Raw genomic sequence first — 18,367 nt, forward strand, 5'->3', positions numbered from 1 at the left:
CGCGGTTAGGCTGATCCTGTCATGGTGCCATGCCGACAGCAGTCCACTGCTCTCGGGATGGAGAATTGGGAAGCCGGTGCGATTCCGGCGCTGCCCCCGCAACGGTAAGGGAGGGCGTTTCGGCGATATGCCACTGGGCGACAATGCTCGGGAAGGTGCCGCGACGCGAGGGTCATCCGGCCCGCCATCCAAGCCCGGAAACCAGCCTTGGCGTGACGTCGAATCGCGGGGTGCGATGCGGGCGTGTGCGCCTCGGGCTGATGATCTGTTGCGCCATGTCCCTTGCCTCTCCCGCCCCATCCGGCCCGGGGTGTGGCCGGGGAGAGCAGCAAGATGACTTTTCTACGAATCATTGATGGGCTGGAAAGCAGCCAAGCGACCGGGCCGCAGGCGATGCAGGCCGCGCGCATGGGTTTTTTGCAATGGGCCTGTGCGGTCGAGGGGCCGATTACAGCGCAGATGGCACGGGCGGCATTGGAGAGCCCGGCGGCACGGCAGGCGGAAAGTGCGGCGGCGCGGGCCTTTGTCGGGTTTTTACGGGAGGCCAGCCGGACGTGTCTGGCCTTGCCGATGCGGCGGGGTCGGGCGCGGGTGCTGCATTGAGGGTGGCGGCGGGGAGCGGGGTCTGGAGGGGACGTTGGCCCCGTCGGTAAGCCGCGCGGTGCCCGTCCGTCGGGTGGGCGCTGCACCATAGTCGGCTGTCACTTTATGCTTGCCAAATACATCCGCGTTATCAGTGTGTTGAGACGTTACAAAAGCGCCCGCCCGGTGGGGCGGACGGGCGCTGCGCGGCGGCGCTTCGCGCCTTGATTCCGCGCTTGGGCATTGGGACCAATGTCAGCAAGAGGCCAAGCCCTGCTGCTATCGTGCCGATTCAGGGGAAAACTCTGTCTTGCGTCCGCGCAATAAAAAACGGCGGCACCAGGGAGGAGGAGAGGTGCCGCCGTTTCCTATACGTCCGGCCCAGGGAGGAGGAGAGGGCCATTCGCAAAACGAAGGGACTGGATGGTCCCAATTTGACGGCCCCAGGCATCAGGGAGGAGGAGAGATGCCCGTGACCGTAACAGATACCCCAGGGAGGAGGAGGGGGGTATCTGATCTCTTATTACGACCGGTGGCCGTAAACTGTTTCATGTGCAACGCGAAGAATTTCACTGCGGTGCAGGCCCAGATCGGCGAGGTCATGTGTGCTGAGCTGCGACAGCTCATTGACCGTGCGGCGATAAGTGCGGTAATTTGCGATACGCTGCATTGCAGCATAGACGGCGGCACTCAGATCCTCGCCGAGAACGGCGGCGGCAGAGCGGCGTGTGTCAATCGAGGTAGCCATGTCTTCGGGTCCTTGCGGATTTTATCATGTTCAAGTTCGGCGCTGTTCGTTTCGCCTTTGTTGATCCCAAAATACGCTTTTGCTGCGGCTGCACAATACCCCGCAGAAGCAATGCTGCTATGCAGCAAATGCATAAGAAGAAAGTGACCTAAGGTTAAGCAAATGAAGCATTTTTTAGGCAGTTTAAAAACTGCTCTTGCCTTGGTTGCATAGAGCGGCGCTGATGTCGCTAATGGTAAAGGAACGAACATGACCGATATTCGCGCGGAACTCGAAGCGAGGCTTGACAGGCTGGAGTTGCCGGACGGCGGCAGTCTGATGTCGCGGGACATGGTGCGCGCGCTGGTGGTCGAGGCGGGCGAGGTGCGCTTTGTCATCGAGGCACCCACCCCAGAGATGGCCCGCAACATGGAGCCGGTGCGCGCCGCCGCCGAGCGCGCCGCCTTGAGCCTGCCGGGGGTGAGCCGCGCCACGGTGGTCCTGACGGCGCAGGCCGCGCCGCCCGCGCTCAAGCTGGGGCAGCATCCCAAAGGGGGCAATGCGTCGATCCGGCCCGAGGGGATTGCGACATTGCTGGCAGTGGCCAGTGGCAAGGGCGGTGTCGGCAAATCCACCGTGGCCTCGAACCTTGCGGTGGCGCTGGCGCGACAGGGGCGGCGCGTGGGTTTGCTCGATGCCGATATTCACGGGCCAAGTCAGCCGCGCATGATGGGGTTGACGGGGCGACCGCAAAGCCCGGATGGCACGCGGATCATTCCGCTGGAGGCGCATGGCGTCAAGGTGATGTCGATCGGGCTGATGCTCGACCCCGCCAAGGCTGTGATCTGGCGGGGGCCGATGCTGATGGGGGCGCTGCAACAGATGTTGGCGCAGGTGGACTGGGGCGATCTGGATGTGTTGATCGTCGATCTGCCGCCGGGCACGGGCGATGTGCAACTGACGCTGAGCCAGCGGGCGCGTCCCGATGGGGCGATCATCGTCTCGACGCCGCAGGATGTGGCGCTCCTCGATGCGCGCAAGGCGATGGATATGTTCCGCACGCTGGAGGTGCCGATTCTGGGCATGATCGAGAATATGTCGTTTTTCACATGCCCTGATTGCGGTCATGAGGCGCATGTCTTTGGGCACGGTGGGGTGCGCAGTGAGGCGGAGGGTCTGGGCCTGCCGCTGTTGGCGGCCTTGCCGATTGATCTGGAAACCCGGTCGGCAGGCGATGCGGGCTGTCCGGTGGCTGCGGGTGACAGCGCGGCGGCGCAGGCCTATGGCGCGTTGGCGCTGCGTCTGATTCGCGACTTCCAGGGCTGAGGCGAGCGCCGGGGGCGCTGCCCCGACGCCGCCAAGGTATTTCGGGCCAGAGGAGGCGGGAGTCAGTCGCTGATCGGCGTGGCCACCAATCCGAGGCGACGGGCGCTGTCGAGCGAGAGTGTGTCACTGTCGAGACCGAGCGGGAGCTGATAGCGCTGGATCGCCGCGCGGGTGCGCGGGTCCATACGGGCGGTGACGGGACCGCTGTAGAGGTTGCGTGCGGCAAGGGCGCGCTGAACCGAGGCGATGAAGTCAGGCGTCTGCACATCGGCGCAGGGGGTTTCATACCAAGTGGTCACGCGCTCTTGCAGGATGGCCTGCCGGGTGACGGTGGCATAGGTGGCGGGGCTCAGGATCTTGCCCGAGGCATCGGTTTCAGCGGGGGATAGCTGCACCTGTTCGGTGACGGTCTCGATCACTGCGGGCGTATCCTGTTTGCCCCAGCAGGTGCCGGGGGCGGCCCCCGGCGGGGCCTCTGCCCCGAGGTTTGATCCGCTCGCGTTGGGGGCCACGGTCTGACACGCCGCGAGGGACAGGGCCAAGGCGAGGCTTGAGAGTGTGGGGCGGATCATCAGCGGGGGCCTCGCGGGCAATGTTCGCCTGAGTCTAGCCGGTTTGACCTGAGGGGGAAAGCGGGCTGTCGGGATCGGCCAGGAGGTCGAGCAGGGCCGAGATATCCTCGATCTCTTCGGCCACCACATGGGTGACACCGGCCTGCCGTTCGACCCGGCCGGTCACGCGCAGCATGCGTCCGGCGATGACCGCACGGCGAAACCGCTCGAACACCTTGCGCCAGATCACGACATTGACCACGCCGGTTTCATCCTCGAGCGTGACAAAGACCACGCCGCGCGCTGTGCCGGGGCGTTGGCGCACCAGCACCAGACCCGCCACGGTGATGCGCGCACCCGAGGAAACCTCTGACAGGCGGGCGGCGATGAGGGCGGAGGGTGGGCGGGGCATGGCGGGCATCGGGCTCTGAAGGTCTGACTCTGCTCCTCTATAGGGTAGGAGCTGTGGGCCATATTGCAAGCTTGGCCTGGTCGTGGGCGCGGGTTGCATCGCTTTGCGGGCTATGGTTTACGATTTGGAGCAATACTCTTGCCATCGTCTCTTGATCCCAGACCACAGGCGCGCGCCGATGCCCGTTGTGACCTTTCATGTCGGCATGCCGAAATGCGCGACAACAACGATCCAGAGTTTTCTGGCGGAGCGGGCCGAGTGGTTGGCGGCGCGGGGTCAGATCTATGAGCACCATCCCGAGGACCGCACGCGCAATCAGGGCAATGCGGCGCAACTGGCTGCTTTTTGTGCGGCGCGCGATCTGGTGCGGATGGAGGCCCATCTGGGGTATTTCCTGAGGTCGGGGCATGATGTGCTCTTGAGCAGCGAGATCCTGTTTGACCTGTGGCGTGAGGACGGGTTCGTGCCGCTGCGTGAGGCGGTCGCGCGGTTGGGCTATGACCTGCGGGTGGTGGTCTATCTCAAGCGGCAGGACCTATGGATCGAGAGCGATTTCAAACAGCATGTGAAGGGGCGGAGTGACTGGGTTGGACCGTTTGAGGACTTGCTCGAACGGCGCGTCACGCGGGGCACGTTGGATTATCACAAGCTGCTGATGCAGTGGGCGACGCAGGTGGGGCGGGAGGCGATGACCGTGGTGCCGCTTACCCCGTCGCAGCCGCAGGGCTATGCGATCGAGCGGTTTCTGGAGGTGATCGGGCTGGCACCGCCTGAGAGCGGTCTGGACATCCCGCGCCAGAATGTGAGCCCGTCTGCGGCGGTGATCGAGGCGGCCCGCCACATCAAGGCCGCGCTGATCGGGCAGGGTCTTGGGACCGAAGAGAGAGCCGCCGTGATGGCCGGGTTCTTTGCGGCGACCGAGGTGCTGACGGCTGCGGAACGGGATGCCGGCGCTCTCAGTCCGGTCGCGCGGCGGGCGTTGCTGGACCGTTGTGCGCCGTCCAATGCCGCCTTGGCGCGCGCGTTTCTGGGGGACGTTGCGCCATTTGAGGAGCTGGACCGGGATGCGGGCGTGGATTGGGTGCCTCTGTCGGAGCGGGCGCTGGACGTTCTATCCGGATGCGTGGCGCGGTCGCTGATAGGTCCCGAGCCGGAGGTCGGGGGGCCATCGCTCTTGGGGCGGCTTTCGGGTTTCCTGCGACGCTGAGGACCGCGGCAATTCTGCAATTCTTTTCTGATGCAAGTACAAATTGGGCTGGTCTCAGCCGGGGGGCTTGATTAGGTAGTCCCCAAAAGCGACGCAATGGAGTGAGCCCAGACATGGCTAAAATCACCTATATCGAGCATAATGGCACCCGGCATGAGGTCGAGGTGGCCAATGGCCTGACCGTGATGGAAGGCGCGCGCGACAACAATATCCCCGGCATCGAGGCCGATTGCGGTGGGGCCTGCGCCTGTTCGACCTGTCACGTCTATGTTGATCCGAGTTGGGTGGGCAAGCTGCCCGCCAAGGATGACATGGAAGAGGATATGCTCGATTTCGCCTATCAACCCGATCCTGAACGGTCGCGGCTGACCTGTCAGCTCAAGGTGACGGATGCGCTGAATGGTCTGGTTGTGCAGATGCCGGAAAAACAGATCTGATCTGATCTGATCTGCGCGGGGCGGGGCGGGTGCAACGCCCCCGACAGGCTGTCTCTCAGGGAGCGCGCCAACCAAAAGCGTCGATCCGGTCGGTCATGGGCGCGGTGCGAGCGCGTCCGTGATGGCGTCAACTGCGGCGCTGTGTTGACGAGACCGTGATATGCGGCAGCCAAAGGCGGATTGACGTAACCTTTTGATCACCCTAGGATTCTACGCATAAGACGTTTTGCGAGTGGTGGCTGAATGCTTGGTTTGCTTTTGGTGGCGATGGGGGTTTTGGGTGCATCCCTTGTCATCGACGATGGGACTGATTTCGTTCCGGTTGCCAATGAAGAGATGCCGCCGGACGAAGATATGTCCAATGAGGAGCTTCCGTTCGACGAAGATATCGTGGGTGAGCCGATTGATCCCGTTCCGATCCCTGAAGACCCTGACGAGGAAGAGCCAGTCATCGACAATGATCGCCAAATTGGCATCGTTGCCATGGCGGTGGATATTGAGGATCACGTCGGCACGCCCTTTGATGATGTGATCGGGAACGAATACAACACGGTATTCAATGAGGAGACCCGCGAGAGTGAACCTGTTGACAGTTTTGTCGACGCGGGCGCGGGTAATGATCTCCTGTATCTGTCGGGCGGCATCGTCGCGGGTGGTGAGGGCGACGATTCCATTTCCGTGTTCTTCTCGCTCGCTGCGGAATTTGCTGCGGACCGGGACGATGAAGTGCCCGGGGAAAGGCCCGTGGCCTTCGGTGACGGTGGTAATGACGTGATCGAGGTCTTTGATAGCCCGGGTGTGATTGATGCTGGCGAGGGGAATGACACCGTTATTCTGCATAATCCGTTCGGTTGGGAAGAAGACCTAGACGTGACCCTTGGTGAGGGCGATGACCTAATCCGGATTCTGAGTGGTCACGCCCCGTCCCGGATCCTCGGCGAACTGCATGATTTCGATCCGGCGCAGGACCGTATCGAGATCATTCGTGATCTGGATCGGCCCTCGAGCCTCTCGCCCATGACCGGTTTCGATGTCACGATCGCACCATTGGAGGGCGAGGAGGCATCGCTCATGTCCATCGCACTCAGATTGGAGGACCCGCAGGCCGCGCCGGAGGTGTATCAGTTCCTCGTCCATGGGATGGAGCCGTCGCAGGCCGATGATATCCAGGTCGATTTTGTGGACGAAGAGGAAGAGGCGGTTGGAACGCCGCTTGAGCCCCTGCGTGTGGACACGGATTTGGTGTTCACCATCGGGCTTGGGGATTTGAACGACCTGTCCTTGACCAGTCTCGTCCTCCAAGAGGGGGAGACCAATCCGCTTGCCGATATCACCCGCGTGGTGCTGAATATCGACGAGGCGATTGAAGGTCAGTTCGAGATCTACGACAGCACGACTTTTTCCGGGTCGGCGTCGGGGGACAACGGGTCGTCTGGGGAATACCTGCATGTCGTGCATAGCCCGCCCGGTCTGGAGGCGGGCACGATTACATCCTTTGTCCGTGTCGGCGATGATACGACCTATCTGTCGTCGGATGGCCCTCCGGATCGCTTTCTCTCAGATACTCCGAACTTTTTGCCGCCAAGTACCGAGATCGTGCGGATTTTTCTGGGCTCCGTGCTTTACGACTTCGGTGGGCCGGATGATGGGGTCAGCACGGTCCGTGACGTCGAGGTCGTGGTAAACCGGGTTCCAGTTGCCGAGTCTGGTGCCGTCTAGGGTTTTTCGGGTGTTCGTTGAAATGTCGGAAAGCTCTCATTGCGTGAGTTGTCGAAGTTTCGAGCCGAGAAACCCTATCAGGGTCTTCTGACATTGCTTAGTCGAGCGCGCGCCAGCCGATGTCGCGGCGGCAGAAGCCCTCTGGCCAGTCGATCTGGTCGACCATGGCATAGGCGCGATCTGCGGCCTCGCGCAGCGTGGTGCCGCGCGCGGTGGCGGCGAGGACGCGGCCGCCGGTTGCGGTGATCTGTGTGCCCGCGCGGGTGGTGCCCGCGTGAAAGACCATGTGAAAGCTGTCCTCGGGGCACGCCTCCAGCCCTTTGATTACGCTGCCTTTTGTGTAGTCGCCGGGATAGCCCAGCGCGGCCAGAACGACCGTTAGGGCGTGATCTTCGGCCCAGTTGACCGAGATATCGCCCAACCGCCCCTCGGACGTGGCGAGCAGGAGGTCAAGCGCCTGAGCGCCCAAGCGCATCATCAGCACCTGACATTCGGGATCGCCAAAGCGGCAGTTGTATTCGACAAGGCGCGGCGTGCCGTCCTTGATCATCAGACCGACAAAGAGCACGCCCTGATACGGCGTGCCGCGCCGGGACATTTCCCTGAGCGTCGGGCGGACGATAAGGTCGAGCGCCTGTTGGGTCACGGCCTCGGTCATCACCGGGGCGGGGGAATAAGCCCCCATGCCGCCGGTGTTGGGGCCGGTGTCGCCGTCGCCGACGCGTTTGTGGTCCTGAGCGGTGCCGATGGGCAGCGCGGTTTCGCCGTCGCAGAGGACGAAAAAGCTGGCCTCTTCGCCCTCCATGAATTCCTCGATCACCACCTCTGCGCCCGCTGCGCCAAACTCGCCGCTGAACATGTCGTCAAGGGCGGCAAGCGCCTCCTCCTCGGTCATGGCGACGATCACGCCCTTGCCGGCGGCCAGACCGTCGGCCTTGACCACGATCGGGGCGCCTTGGGCCGTGACATAGGCGCGGGCGGCGGCGAGGTCGGTGAAATGGGCATAGGCTGCGGTGGGGGCTTGGGCCGCGTCGCAGATGGCTTTGGTAAAGCTCTTGGAGGCCTCAAGCCGGGCGGCGGCGGCGGAGGGGCCAAAGACCAGCAACCCGGCGTCGCGCAGGCGGTCGGCGACACCGGCGGCGAGCGGTGCCTCGGGGCCGATGATGACAAAATCAATTGCCTCGGCCTCGCAAAAGCCTGCAATCGCGCCGCCGTCGAGACTATCGAGCGCGGCACATTCGGCGATCTCCGCGATGCCTGCATTGCCGGGGGCCACGATCAGCCGGTCGCATTTGGGGTTTTGCAGCACGGCCCATGCGAGCGCGTGTTCCCGCCCGCCCGATCCAAGGATGAGAATGTTCATGGCGGCAACTCCTGCTTGGCCTCGGTTGGCCTGCGTTCTAAGGTGGCGGGCAAGCAGACACAAGGCAGGAGGCGCGCGCATGTCCGATCTGATTGACGATCCCGACGAGGGCGGCAATGCCCCGGAATTTTCCGTCTCGGATCTGTCGGGGGCGATCAAGCGGATGATCGAGGGCGAGTTTTCCCATGTCCGCGTGCGCGGCGAACTGGGGCGCATATCGCGGCCAAGGTCGGGGCATATCTATCTGGACCTCAAGGACGATTCTGCGGTTCTGGCGGGGATCATCTGGAAGGGGGTTGCGACGCGCCTTGCCGTGCAGCCCGAAGAGGGGATGGAGGTGGTGGCCACGGGGCGGCTGACCACATTCCCCGGTCAATCGCGCTATCAGATCATCATCGAGGATATGAAACCGGCGGGCATGGGCGCGCTGATGGCGATGCTGGAGAAGCGCAAGGCGGCGCTGGCGGCGGAGGGGCTCTTTGCGCCGGAGCGCAAGCAGGCGCTGCCATATCTGCCGGATATCATCGGGGTTGTGACCTCGCCCTCAGGCGCGGTGATCCGCGATATTCTGCACCGGCTGCGCGACCGTTTCCCGCGCAAGGTGCTGATCTGGCCTGTGGCTGTGCAGGGTGACAAATGCGCGCCCGAAGTGGCGCGGGCGATCCGGGGGTTCAATGCGATGACGCCGGGCGGCGCGCTGCCGCGCCCGGATCTGATCATTGTGGCGCGCGGCGGGGGATCGGTCGAGGATCTCTGGGGGTTTAACGAGGAAATCGTGGTGCGGGCGGCGGCGGAGAGTGTCATCCCGCTGATTTCCGCCGTGGGCCATGAGACCGACACGACGCTGATTGATTTTGCCTCGGACAAGCGCGCGCCCACGCCTACGGCGGCGGCGGAACTGGCGGTGCCGGTGCGGATGGACCTCTTGGCCTGGGTCGAGGGGCAGGGCGCGCGGCTGAGCCATGCGTTGAGCCAAGGGGTGAGTTTGCGGGGTCAGCGGTTGCGCGATCTGGCACGCGCCTTGCCACGGGCCGATGTTTTGCTTGACGGACCACGGCAACGGCTGGACGCCTTGGGCGAGCGCCTGCCTGCGGCGCTGATCCGGTCGGTGCAGGTGCGGCGGGTACATCTGTCAGAGACAGCGGGGGCGTTGCGCCCGGCGCTGTTGCGGCGCGCGGTCGAGGGGGATCGGCGGCGGTTGCAGGCGACGGCGGCGCGGCTGAATGTGCACGCGCTGAACCGCGACATCACGCAGAAGCGGCGCGAGTTGGACCGGATGTCGGCGCGGTTTTCAGAGGTGGCCGGGCGGCAGGTGCGGGGCTGGCAGGATCGGCTGAGCGCGCTGGAGCGGCTGCGCGAGACGCTGGGATACAAGGCCACGCTCAAGCGCGGTTATGCGGTGGTGCGCGGCGATGGGGCGGTTGTGACGACACGCAAGGCTGCGGCGGGGGCGGCGGTGCTGGAGATCGAGTTTGCCGATGGGATGCTGGATGTGTCGGGCACCGGACCTGCGGTGCCGATCCCGAAGGTCAAGCCCAAGACGCCCCCTGAGGGGCAGGGGAGTTTGTTTTGAGCCGGTGGTCGCTCTGCGCTAACTTTCCATCCAGATTGTCACTGGCCCGTCGTTGACCAAAGACACTTTCATATCCGCCCCGAACTGACCCAGTTTGGTGGGAATATGCTGCTGAGCAAACTGTTGTGCGAAATGCAGATAGAGCCGATGGCCGGTCTCCGGGTCCGCCGCCGTCGAGAATCCAGGCCGATTGCCGCGCGAGGTATCGGCGGCCAGCGTGAACTGGCTGATGACCAGAACGCTGCCGCCGATGTCGATCAAAGAGCGGTTCATCTTGCCCGCCTCATCGGGGAAAATCCGCAGTTTGGTGATCTTTGTGGCCAGCCGTTCTGCTTGGGTCTCGCAATCGCCCTGCATGGCGCAGACGAGGATCAAGAGGCCGGGACCAGAGCGGCTGATGACCTCGCCATCTACCGCGACGGAAGCCTCGGAAACACGTTGCAAAAGGGCGCGCATAAAAAGCCTCCGGGGACAACACACTCAGCCGCGCAGATCGAGCACCTCGTCCAACCCCGCCCGGCTGGTGCGGAATTTATTGGTTGGGTGATCGTCATCGGGCAGGCCAAAGGATATGGCGCAGAGGATGAGGCGGCTGTCAGGCAGGGCGAAATGCGTGCGGATCATCGGCGCATAGGCCGCGACGGAGGCCTGCGCGATGGTGGCGATGCCAAGCGCGGAGGCCGCCAGCATGAAGGCCGTGATAAAGCCGCCGGTGTCCATTGCGCCGTAGGCGCCGAGCGCCTTTTCGGAATGGATGAGGGCCACATGTGGCGCGCCGAAGAGGTGGTAATTCTGCATGGATTGTTCGGCGCGCGCCGCACGGTCGTTGCGGGCGATGCCTGCGGCCTCGTAGAGTTGCAAGCCGCATTCCAAGCGTCGCGCGCCATGCGCCCCCGGATAGCTCTCGGGCCAAGGCAGGTCAGGGGCAGGGCGGTCACGTTGCACCGCGTCAAGCAGGGCTGTGCGAAAGCGGTCGGTTTCCGCGCCCTGCGTCACGGTGATCTGCCACGGCTGGGCGTTGCACCAAGAGGGCGCTCGGCCTGCGGCGGCGACGATCTGGCGGATTTTGTCCTCGGGCACCGGATCAGGCCGGAAGGCGCGACAGGAATGACGGGCGTGCAAAAGGTCGTTGAGTGTTTCGAGTCCGTCTGTCATTCAGCGATGTCCTTGCCCGGCCATGATAGTCAAGGCACGCGGCCCTGAGCGATGATCATAGGGAGAGTTTTGCGGGTTATCCATGCCCCGGCGGGCGAATTTCCGCTGGTCGTGCCCTATAGCACGCCTTGTTCGAGGGCGATGACATAGCCCACAGCGCCCGCGATGATCGCGCCCAGGATCACGGCGAAGGTGATCTTCCAGACGGACCATGGGCGCTCGCCCTGCACGCGCCCGGTGCGACCGTTGACGACGAAGCGGTAGGTTTCGCCACGGTATTTATAGGCCGCGAGCCAGACGGGCAGCAGGATGTGTTTGAAGGTGACGGCGCTGATCTCGGTGTTGATTTCGTGGATCTGCTGGCGGTCGCCGCCGATGTCAAAGCGCACGTCGCGGGCGATGATCGCATCCATCCGGGTGCGCGCCTCGGTGAAGCCGATGTCCAGATCGACACTATAGCCCTCGGCGCGGAAGCCTGCGAGGAATTCCGGGTTATAGGGTTCGAGAGCGGCCAGATCCCATGGCTCCAGCGCCTCGGTGAAGCGTTTGGGCAGGGATTTCGAGGCGAGCACGAGCACGTCATCAAAAAACCGTGAGACCCGGCCCGAGGCGGGGGTCCAGCGTATTTTGGGTACTTGCACTGTCTGGCGTTTGCCGTCGCGGATCACGGTTTGGGTGACGTAATAGACCGTGCCACGTTCGCCCCGGTAGGAGGATTTGGTGTCGGCGTCATAGGTCCAGTAGGGCACATATATGCCCTGCATGCGGCGGCCCTTGCGGGCGTAATCCTGAAGCCCGTTCGGCGCGAACCAGAGGCGGCCGAGCCAATCGGTCATGGCCTTTCGTGCGGTGGTCTCGTCGAGCGCGAAGGGCAGGAGCGCGCGCGGTTTGATATGGCGCTGGGTGCCGGTGTCGGTGACGACCGGCGAGGCACAGAAGGGGCATTCGGCGGCGTGGGTGTCGGTGCCAAGTTCAACCTGCGCGCCGCAACTGGTGCAGGTGGTGGTGCGGACCTCTTCCATCTCCTGCGCGGGGAGTTGATCGCGCAGAGCGCGGTCAAAGTCCAACTCCTTGATGCCGCCTTGCCAGGGGGCGTTGCCCGCGATCGGATGGATGTCGCCGCAGTGATCACAGATCAGGTGGTTCGCGCCGGGATCATAGCGGTAATCCGCACCACAGCCGACGCAGGGAAAGCGGTGCTGGGTTTCGGTCTCTGCTGGCTCGGGGGGATGTGTATTTTGCATGGGGCTCATAGAATGGGATGCACGGCGCGCGGGGTGATGCGGCGCAATGCCCCATCGCCCAGTGCAGTATGGCGCCAGAGGTTGAAGGTGGCGTGCAGCGCCGAGGCGGCCAGAAGCGCCAAGAGCAGTTTGCGCGCCTCGGGGCCGGGGAGGGATTGGCCAAGGGCCTCGGCGGCAAGAGCTAGAGCGCCCCACGCGAGCAGCGCATAGAGTGCGCGGTGCAGCCACGGGTGCAGGGTGCGAAACGCGCCGTCGAGTTTTGGGCCCGGTCCGTTCAAGAGGCCAAAGGCCAGCGCCAGCGCACACATGCCGAGCGCTGAGATGCTGTAGGCGACGGAGAGCCAGACCGTGGCCCCGCCATCGCCCAGCACAAAGAGCAACAGCATCAGATTGAGCCAGTGCAGGGTAATTGTGGCGCGGCGGCGCATGCGGTCACAGACCCGGCGGGGGCGGTGGCATCACGGTGAAGAGTTGTGCCAGTTCGGCCACGTCTTCGGCCCGTTTCCAGCCGTCCTGGCCTGCGGTCCAGACATGGCTTTCGCGGGTGAGCTTGCCGTCGGTGACCATCCGGCCCATGGAGGCCTTGGAATAGGGGCCATGGGTCTGGCCGTTTTCGGCGATGTGCCAGACGTGTTCAACGGGGGGCGGCGGGGGTGGGGTCTGGGCTGCGGGGGCCGCGGTGGCCTGGCGTGCGCCCCATGGCCCGTCCTGTGCGAGGTTCTGCGCCATGGCCATCCCCATGCCCATGCCAAGCCCCGCGCCGATGCCTGCGCCGCCGGAGGGGTTCTTGGCCGCGGCGGTCATGGCCTCGGCGGCGGAATACTGGGTGAATTTGCCCAAATCGCCGGCGATGCCCATCGAGGTGCGCTTGTCCAGCGCGGCTTCGACCTCGGGGGGGAGCGAAATGTTTTCGATGTAAAACTCGGGGATTGCGAGGCCGTAGTCGGAAACGATGCTGGATATCTCGCCTGCGACCAGCTTGCCGAGATCGGCGGTGTTGGCGGCCATGTCAAGCACCGGGATGCCGGAGCCTGCGATGATCCGCGAAAACGCCTGCACGATGATGTTGCGGATCTGGAAGCTGATCTCATCCATGGTGAATTCGCCGTCGGTGCCGACGATCTCGGAGAGGAATTTGGCGGCGTCGGCCACGCGCACCGTGTAGGTGCCAAAGGCGCGGATGCGCGTGGGTCCGAATTCGGGATCGCGCAGCATGATCGGGTTCTTGGTGCCCCATTTGAGGTTGTTGAACCGGGTGGTCGAGACGAAATAGATCTCGGATTTGAAGGGGGATTTGAAGCCGTGATCCCAATGTTGCAATGAGGTCATGATCGGCATGTTGTTGGTCTCGAGCATGTAGAGACCGGGGGTGAAGACATCGGCCAATTGCCCCTCGTGGACAAAGACAGCGGCCTGCCCCTCGCGCACGGTGAGTTTCGCGCCGTATTTGATCTCGTGGCCTTCACGCTCGAACCGCCAGACCATGGTGTCGCGGGTGTCGTCGGTCCAGTGAATGACGTCGATGAACTGGCCGGAAAGGAAATCGAAGATGGGCATTGTCAGGAGCCTTTGGGTTTAGAAATGACCGATGTTGCGCGCGGAAGTCTCGTGGGCGGCACCGATGTCGTTGCAGACGTTGGTTTTGAATCCGAAGGCTGATAGCCTCGCGTATACCCTCCTTCGATTGCCTTAGGTTTTGCCTGATAGCCATCGACGAGGAAGGTCTTCCCTTTGTCGCTCATTTTATTTCCTTTCTGGATCCAAAAACTCAATTGATCTTACGTCTCGCAAATTGACCAACCCTGAGCGCGGGGGATCAGGCTCTTGCCACGATCCACTTTCATTGATGAAATATAGTCGCTCCAAATACAAATCGCTACGGTCTGGATCAGTTGCGGCGAGTGAGTTCTCTCCAAAGAAACCGAGAACTGTAGTTTCATCGAAGTATTTTACGATAACAAAGCCAGCTTCCCGTCCATTCCCAAACGCAAAGTCATAGCCTCTTTGAACAGGATGAACGACTGGCATTGACAAGCGACGAAGTAGGGCGTTTTTCCAACCAGCAGACAAATTGTAGCCTAGGATAGCCCCAAGTAGTGCTGGTAAAGCGAGAACTTTAAGAAAGAAGTAAAGTTTGCTGTCGCTACTCGGAAGAATTCCCGTGCTATCCAACCATTGCGAAAATCCGGTATAGTTGGACAACTCTGAAATCAGACTTGCGAGAAGCTGATTGATTAAACTGAAAATAATAGCTTCAACAATCAGTTCGGCGGGTTTAGCTCGTACGCCGAGAATAAACCGTGATCTAACGATGATCACGACATACCCGGCGAGCAGGTAGCTTGCGAAGAATTCGAAAGTGTCGGGTGATATAAGTTGAATCATGTCACACCGGCCCGCCCGCCCGTGCATCGAGCAGACGGCGCAGGATGGGGCGGGCCTCGTCGGGGGACATGCCGGGTTTGAGGTCGGGGTGATAGAGCAGCCAGAGCAGCTCTTCGTCATGGCTGGTGAGCAGGGCGAATTCGTCGTCGTCATTGAAGATCGAGGGGCGCGCGGCAGGACTGTCATCGGCGAGGCCAAGCCCCTGCGCCAGTTCCTCATGTACGCAGGATTGCCGCATCAGGGGCGGATGTTCGGCGCGGATGAGGGCAATTGCGCGGCGATAGGTATGATCCGCGCCCTGACCGGAAAAGGCCACCACGAGGCAGTGAATCGAGCGCGGCATGTCGCGGAAGATGGCGAGGGTGCTGGGGCCGGCCTCGGGGGCGAGTTGGCGGATGCGCGCGAGGGTGGCGGCGCGGTCATCCTCGCCCACGAAGAGAACGTGGAAATTGGGGCTGCCCGCGCCGGTGCTGATCGGGTGGCGGGTGACGCGCGCCAGCCGCGCGGCATAATCGGCGACAAGGCGGCGGTCTTCGGCACGCTGTTCCTCGGGGACGGACGCGCCGAATTCGACATTGATGCGAACCGGCCCCATCCATTTGCGCAGGCCTCCGGCGCGCCCGGTGGAGGGACGATAGCCCGCGCCCTGCTGGTATTCGTCGTAAAACGCGATGCGCTCGAAATTGCGCAGGATGTCGGTGTCGGTAAAGGGCGTGTCCGGCCCGCCACCGTCACGGCGCAGGAGACCGCGGCTGAGCAGGTCCGTCTCGACGCGTTGGTAATAGGCGGCGAGCGCCTGACTGTCGGCGGAGGGGACGGAGCCCGTGGTGGGCGGGAGCGCCGTGGGGCGCGCCGCCGGACGCGCCGACGTCGAGGGGGCGGAGGGCATGTCGCAGGCGGCAAGCGCCGTCAGCGCCAGTCCCATGAGCCCCCATTTCAAACGGACAGCGTGCATGCCTTTGACTTAGCTCTTGGGCACCGAGGTACCTGCGGTATCGCCGACGCCGTCGCGGCGGGCCTTGGCGGAGGCCAGCGTGTCGCGCAGATCGGCCTCCATCTTCTTGAGGTCTTCCTCGGCCTTGGCGCGCTTGGCCTTACCCTCGTCGGCGATTTGCAAGCTCTCCTGAATGGTGCCGATGAGATCGGCATTGGCCTGTTTTACCGCCTCGATGTCGAAGACGCCGCGTTCCATTTCCTGCCGGATCATCTTGTTGCTCTCGCGCAGGTTCTTGGCGTTGGCGGTCAGCAGTTCGTTGGTGAGGTCATTGGCGTCGCGCACCGCCGCTGCGGCCTCTGCCGAGCGTTGGATCGTAACCGCCTGCGCCAATTGGGTTTCCCAGAGCGGCACGGTGTTGACGAGGGTCGAGTTGATCTTGGTCACGAGCGATTTGTCGTTCTCTTGCACCAGACGGATCGAGGGCAGGGATTGCATCGTCACCTGACGGGTGAGTTTGAGATCATGCACCCGGCGTTCGAGATCGTCGCGGGCGGCGCGCAGATCGCGGAGTTCCTGCGCCTTCATCACCTGATCATTCTCTGGCGCGGCCTGAACGGCGGCCTCGGCGACGGGGATGTCCTTGGTGTCCAGATCCTTGAGCTTGGCCTCGCCCGCCGCGATGTAGAGGGCGAGTTCGTCGTAGAAGGCCAGCGTCTTTTCGTAGAGCATGTCGAGGGATTTGATATCCTTCAGGAGCGTGTGTTCATGCGACAGAAGGTCATCGGTGATCTTGTCAATCTGGCCCTGTACCTGCTCGAACCGGGCGGTGAATTTGGCGAAGGGGGCGGCACGGCCCAGCAGTTTTTCCCACCACGACCGTTCGCGGCGCACGTCGAGTTCCGAGACGGCAAAGCCGCGAATCGTGGTGACGATGCCGCGCAGGCTGTCGCCTGCCGGTCCCACATCCTTGTTGCGCACGCCTTGCAGCATGGCTTGGGAAATCTCTTGCAATTCGGCCTGCGCGGCAGAGCCGAAGGACACGATCGACTGGGTGTCATCCATGTCGATTTCGGCCATGCGGCGCGTGATTTCGGCGCTGGCGGGGGCGTCGGCCTGATCCAGTGTCACGATGGCATTGGCATCGGTGGGAACAGGGAGGATCGCGCGGTTGACGGCCTCGACATCCTTGAGGGCGGCTTCGGCCTTTTGACGGGTGGTCTCTGACATGGGATCGGTCCTTTTACGCTAAATCTTTGGGTTCAAGGTGGACGCCCTCGCGCTCGAGCCGGTCGCGCAGCACTTCGATTTCGATATCGAGATCGGTGGTGCTGTCGAGCATCAGCGCACGGGTCTTGGCGGTGAAATTCTGTTCGAGATCGGAGAGGAGCGCGAGGTATTTGTCGCGCGCCTGTGGGTTCGGGGCACGGGCGTGCAGATCGGCGAACTTGACCGTCGCGTCGCGGGCACCCATCAGGTAGACGCCGAGATATTTGCGCGCCGCCGTGAGATCGCGGGGGTCATCCTCGACCGTGCGCAGCATGTCGCGCACGATGGTCTGGAACCGCTCGAGCCGGGTTTCCGCCTGCCGGTCGCCCGCGCGTTTGAGCGCGTCGGACATAGCGCGCAGATAATCCTCGGCCTGATCGACGACACGGGCAACGCGGTCGCTCTGGAAGGTGTCGACGCCCTCCATGCCCTTGTCCTTGAGCGGGTCGAGACCAAAGGCGAAGCTGTGCAGGACCGTGCCGAGGATGGCGTAAATGAGCGGCTCCAAGAGACCGCCGTTGCTGGCATAGCCCGCTAGGCCAAGGCCCAGCCCGGTGAGACCGGAGGCAAAGATCTTGCGCGGGAAGGCGGGACGGCGCGCGATCTTGCGGGCCTCATAGGCCTCTTGCGCCAGAATACCCTCGCGGGTGAGCCAGGCCGCCAGGAGGAGCGCGCCCAAGGCGCCAAGGTTCAGGGCAAGCTCGGCCGGACCGGAGGTGAAGGCGCGGGCGGCCAGAGGCAGAGGGGCAAAAAACAAGAGGTTGACGCGCCCACCGGCACGGGTGCGTCGCGCGCCGCGAAATCCGCCAGCTTGGGGGGCAGGTGTGTCTTTGCCGTCGGGGCTAAACTTGCCGCCAAAACGCTGCGCCATCACACGCCCCCCGTGGCCGCGACAAAGAGGGTCAGCGCCACCAGCAGGAAAAACGCCAGTTTCTGAAGTCCTGTGTCACTCATGGCGCCCCCGCGACCGGTTTCAGCTTTCTGAGCATGAACTTAGGCGATGGGGGCCGGGCATGCTAGGGGGAAGATTTCCGGCAGGGGCGCAGGAGAGCGCGGGATAGGAGTATTTCGACCAGGAAAACACGCAAGCTCACACCCCGATGTCCGGGCCAAGGCACATCAGGGGGGCGTCTGAGCGTTTGACTTCGTAGAGCTCTGACATGCTCTGATCCCCGGAAAAACGCGCGATGAGGCCACGATCGGTGCGCTCGAAGCTCCAGCATTGCGGGTCGGGGCGGTTGTCATAGACAAAACAGATCAGGCCGCTGTCTTCGTACCAGCGCCCGTCCTGACACTCGCCATCGAGAAAGGACCAGCGCACACGGCGGTCGGACAGATATTCCTCGCCGCCATAGGGCGTACCGCCAGCGCCATAATAAAAGGTCTGGCCGCGCGTATAGGCATCAAATTCAGCGGCGGACATTTGTGCCGCAACCGGGTGGGCAAGGCCAGTGAGGGCCGCAAGGAGGATCAAGGCACGCAT

20 protein-coding genes and 1 riboswitch are annotated in these 18,367 nt (G+C 63.2%); of the genes, 6 read left to right on the forward strand and 14 right to left on the reverse strand.

Features of this window, described 5'->3' with window-relative positions:
* Window positions 1-5 precede the first annotated feature (5 nt).
* A riboswitch (cobalamin riboswitch) is annotated at window positions 6-224 on the forward strand.
* A gap of 109 nt (window positions 225-333) precedes the next feature.
* Window positions 334-603 carry a hypothetical protein gene (locus tag ROS217_RS12845; RefSeq protein WP_254656419.1) on the forward strand — a complete coding sequence of 90 codons (270 nt, stop codon included), beginning with the start codon at window positions 334-336 and terminating at the stop codon, window positions 601-603.
* 502 nt (window positions 604-1,105) lie between these two features.
* On the opposite strand, the gene ROS217_RS12850 is transcribed toward ROS217_RS12845, so the two are convergent.
* Complete coding sequence (locus ROS217_RS12850) at window positions 1,106-1,330, reverse strand: DUF1127 domain-containing protein (protein ID WP_009818194.1); 225 nt, start codon at window positions 1,328-1,330, stop codon at window positions 1,106-1,108.
* A gap of 249 nt (window positions 1,331-1,579) precedes the next feature.
* On the opposite strand from ROS217_RS12850, the gene ROS217_RS12855 reads away from it, so the two are divergent.
* A complete protein-coding gene (locus ROS217_RS12855) occupies window positions 1,580-2,635 on the forward strand; it encodes an Mrp/NBP35 family ATP-binding protein (protein ID WP_009818195.1) in 1,056 nt (351 codons plus the stop codon).
* A 62-nt stretch (window positions 2,636-2,697) separates the two neighbouring features.
* Here ROS217_RS12855 and ROS217_RS12860 read toward each other — a convergent pair whose 3' ends face one another.
* Together ROS217_RS12860 and ROS217_RS12865 are read right to left on the reverse strand one after the other, a co-directional pair.
* Window positions 2,698-3,207: a peptidoglycan-binding domain-containing protein gene (locus ROS217_RS12860; RefSeq protein ID WP_009818196.1), complete on the reverse strand. Its 510-nt coding sequence runs from the start codon at window positions 3,205-3,207 to the stop codon at window positions 2,698-2,700.
* A 34-nt stretch (window positions 3,208-3,241) separates the two neighbouring features.
* Window positions 3,242-3,598 carry an OB-fold nucleic acid binding domain-containing protein gene (locus ROS217_RS12865; protein WP_009818197.1) on the reverse strand — a complete coding sequence of 119 codons (357 nt, stop codon included), beginning with the start codon at window positions 3,596-3,598 and terminating at the stop codon, window positions 3,242-3,244.
* A gap of 178 nt (window positions 3,599-3,776) precedes the next feature.
* On the opposite strand from ROS217_RS12865, the gene ROS217_RS12870 reads away from it, so the two are divergent.
* The 3 genes from ROS217_RS12870 (at window position 3,777) to ROS217_RS12880 (ending at window position 6,961) form a co-directional block, all read left to right on the forward strand.
* A complete protein-coding gene (locus ROS217_RS12870) occupies window positions 3,777-4,805 on the forward strand; it encodes a hypothetical protein (protein WP_040650578.1) in 1,029 nt (342 codons plus the stop codon).
* 113 nt (window positions 4,806-4,918) lie between these two features.
* Window positions 4,919-5,242, forward strand: coding sequence for a 2Fe-2S iron-sulfur cluster-binding protein (locus ROS217_RS12875; protein ID WP_009818199.1), 324 nt, complete (start codon window positions 4,919-4,921; stop codon window positions 5,240-5,242).
* Window positions 5,243-5,485: 243 nt separating this feature from the next.
* Window positions 5,486-6,961, forward strand: coding sequence for a hypothetical protein (locus ROS217_RS12880; protein ID WP_009818200.1), 1,476 nt, complete (start codon window positions 5,486-5,488; stop codon window positions 6,959-6,961).
* 97 nt (window positions 6,962-7,058) lie between these two features.
* Here ROS217_RS12880 and purD read toward each other — a convergent pair whose 3' ends face one another.
* Window positions 7,059-8,324 (reverse strand): phosphoribosylamine--glycine ligase, encoded by a 1,266-nt coding sequence (gene purD, locus ROS217_RS12885; RefSeq protein ID WP_009818201.1) that lies wholly within the window; start codon window positions 8,322-8,324, stop codon window positions 7,059-7,061.
* A 79-nt stretch (window positions 8,325-8,403) separates the two neighbouring features.
* Here purD and xseA point away from each other — a divergent pair, with 79 nt between their 5' ends.
* Window positions 8,404-9,897 (forward strand): exodeoxyribonuclease VII large subunit, encoded by a 1,494-nt coding sequence (xseA, locus tag ROS217_RS12890; protein ID WP_009818202.1) that lies wholly within the window; start codon window positions 8,404-8,406, stop codon window positions 9,895-9,897.
* Between the two features lie 18 nt (window positions 9,898-9,915).
* Here the strand turns inward: xseA and dtd are convergent, their stop codons facing one another.
* The 10 genes from dtd to ROS217_RS12940 all read right to left on the reverse strand — a co-directional run bounded on the left by dtd (window position 9,916) and on the right by ROS217_RS12940 (window position 18,367).
* Window positions 9,916-10,353 carry a D-aminoacyl-tRNA deacylase gene (dtd, locus tag ROS217_RS12895; protein WP_009818203.1) on the reverse strand — a complete coding sequence of 146 codons (438 nt, stop codon included), beginning with the start codon at window positions 10,351-10,353 and terminating at the stop codon, window positions 9,916-9,918.
* Window positions 10,354-10,377: 24 nt separating this feature from the next.
* A complete protein-coding gene (locus tag ROS217_RS12900; RefSeq protein WP_009818204.1) occupies window positions 10,378-11,052 on the reverse strand; it encodes a nitroreductase in 675 nt (224 codons plus the stop codon).
* Between the two features lie 116 nt (window positions 11,053-11,168).
* Window positions 11,169-12,296 (reverse strand): primosomal protein N' (replication factor Y) - superfamily II helicase, encoded by a 1,128-nt coding sequence (locus ROS217_RS12905; RefSeq protein ID WP_157046599.1) that lies wholly within the window; start codon window positions 12,294-12,296, stop codon window positions 11,169-11,171.
* 5 nt (window positions 12,297-12,301) lie between these two features.
* Window positions 12,302-12,724 (reverse strand): hypothetical protein, encoded by a 423-nt coding sequence (locus ROS217_RS12910; protein WP_009818206.1) that lies wholly within the window; start codon window positions 12,722-12,724, stop codon window positions 12,302-12,304.
* Between the two features lie 4 nt (window positions 12,725-12,728).
* On the reverse strand, window positions 12,729-13,853 hold the full coding sequence (locus ROS217_RS12915; protein WP_009818207.1) for an SPFH domain-containing protein: 1,125 nt from the start codon (window positions 13,851-13,853) through the stop codon (window positions 12,729-12,731).
* A gap of 186 nt (window positions 13,854-14,039) precedes the next feature.
* Window positions 14,040-14,681, reverse strand: coding sequence for a DUF6338 family protein (locus tag ROS217_RS12920; protein ID WP_040651452.1), 642 nt, complete (start codon window positions 14,679-14,681; stop codon window positions 14,040-14,042).
* Between the two features lies 1 nt (window position 14,682).
* On the reverse strand, window positions 14,683-15,606 hold the full coding sequence (locus ROS217_RS12925; RefSeq protein ID WP_009818210.1) for a DUF2927 domain-containing protein: 924 nt from the start codon (window positions 15,604-15,606) through the stop codon (window positions 14,683-14,685).
* A gap of 39 nt (window positions 15,607-15,645) precedes the next feature.
* Window positions 15,646-16,845 carry a toxic anion resistance protein gene (locus ROS217_RS12930; protein ID WP_009818211.1) on the reverse strand — a complete coding sequence of 400 codons (1,200 nt, stop codon included), beginning with the start codon at window positions 16,843-16,845 and terminating at the stop codon, window positions 15,646-15,648.
* A 13-nt stretch (window positions 16,846-16,858) separates the two neighbouring features.
* Window positions 16,859-17,755 (reverse strand): 5-bromo-4-chloroindolyl phosphate hydrolysis family protein, encoded by an 897-nt coding sequence (locus tag ROS217_RS12935; RefSeq protein WP_040650580.1) that lies wholly within the window; start codon window positions 17,753-17,755, stop codon window positions 16,859-16,861.
* Between the two features lie 219 nt (window positions 17,756-17,974).
* Window positions 17,975-18,367, reverse strand: coding sequence for a hypothetical protein (locus ROS217_RS12940; protein WP_009818214.1), 393 nt, complete (start codon window positions 18,365-18,367; stop codon window positions 17,975-17,977).

Origin of the sequence: Roseovarius sp. 217 (assembly GCF_000152845.1) — a bacterium.
In the GTDB taxonomy this organism is placed as follows: domain Bacteria; phylum Pseudomonadota; class Alphaproteobacteria; order Rhodobacterales; family Rhodobacteraceae; genus Roseovarius.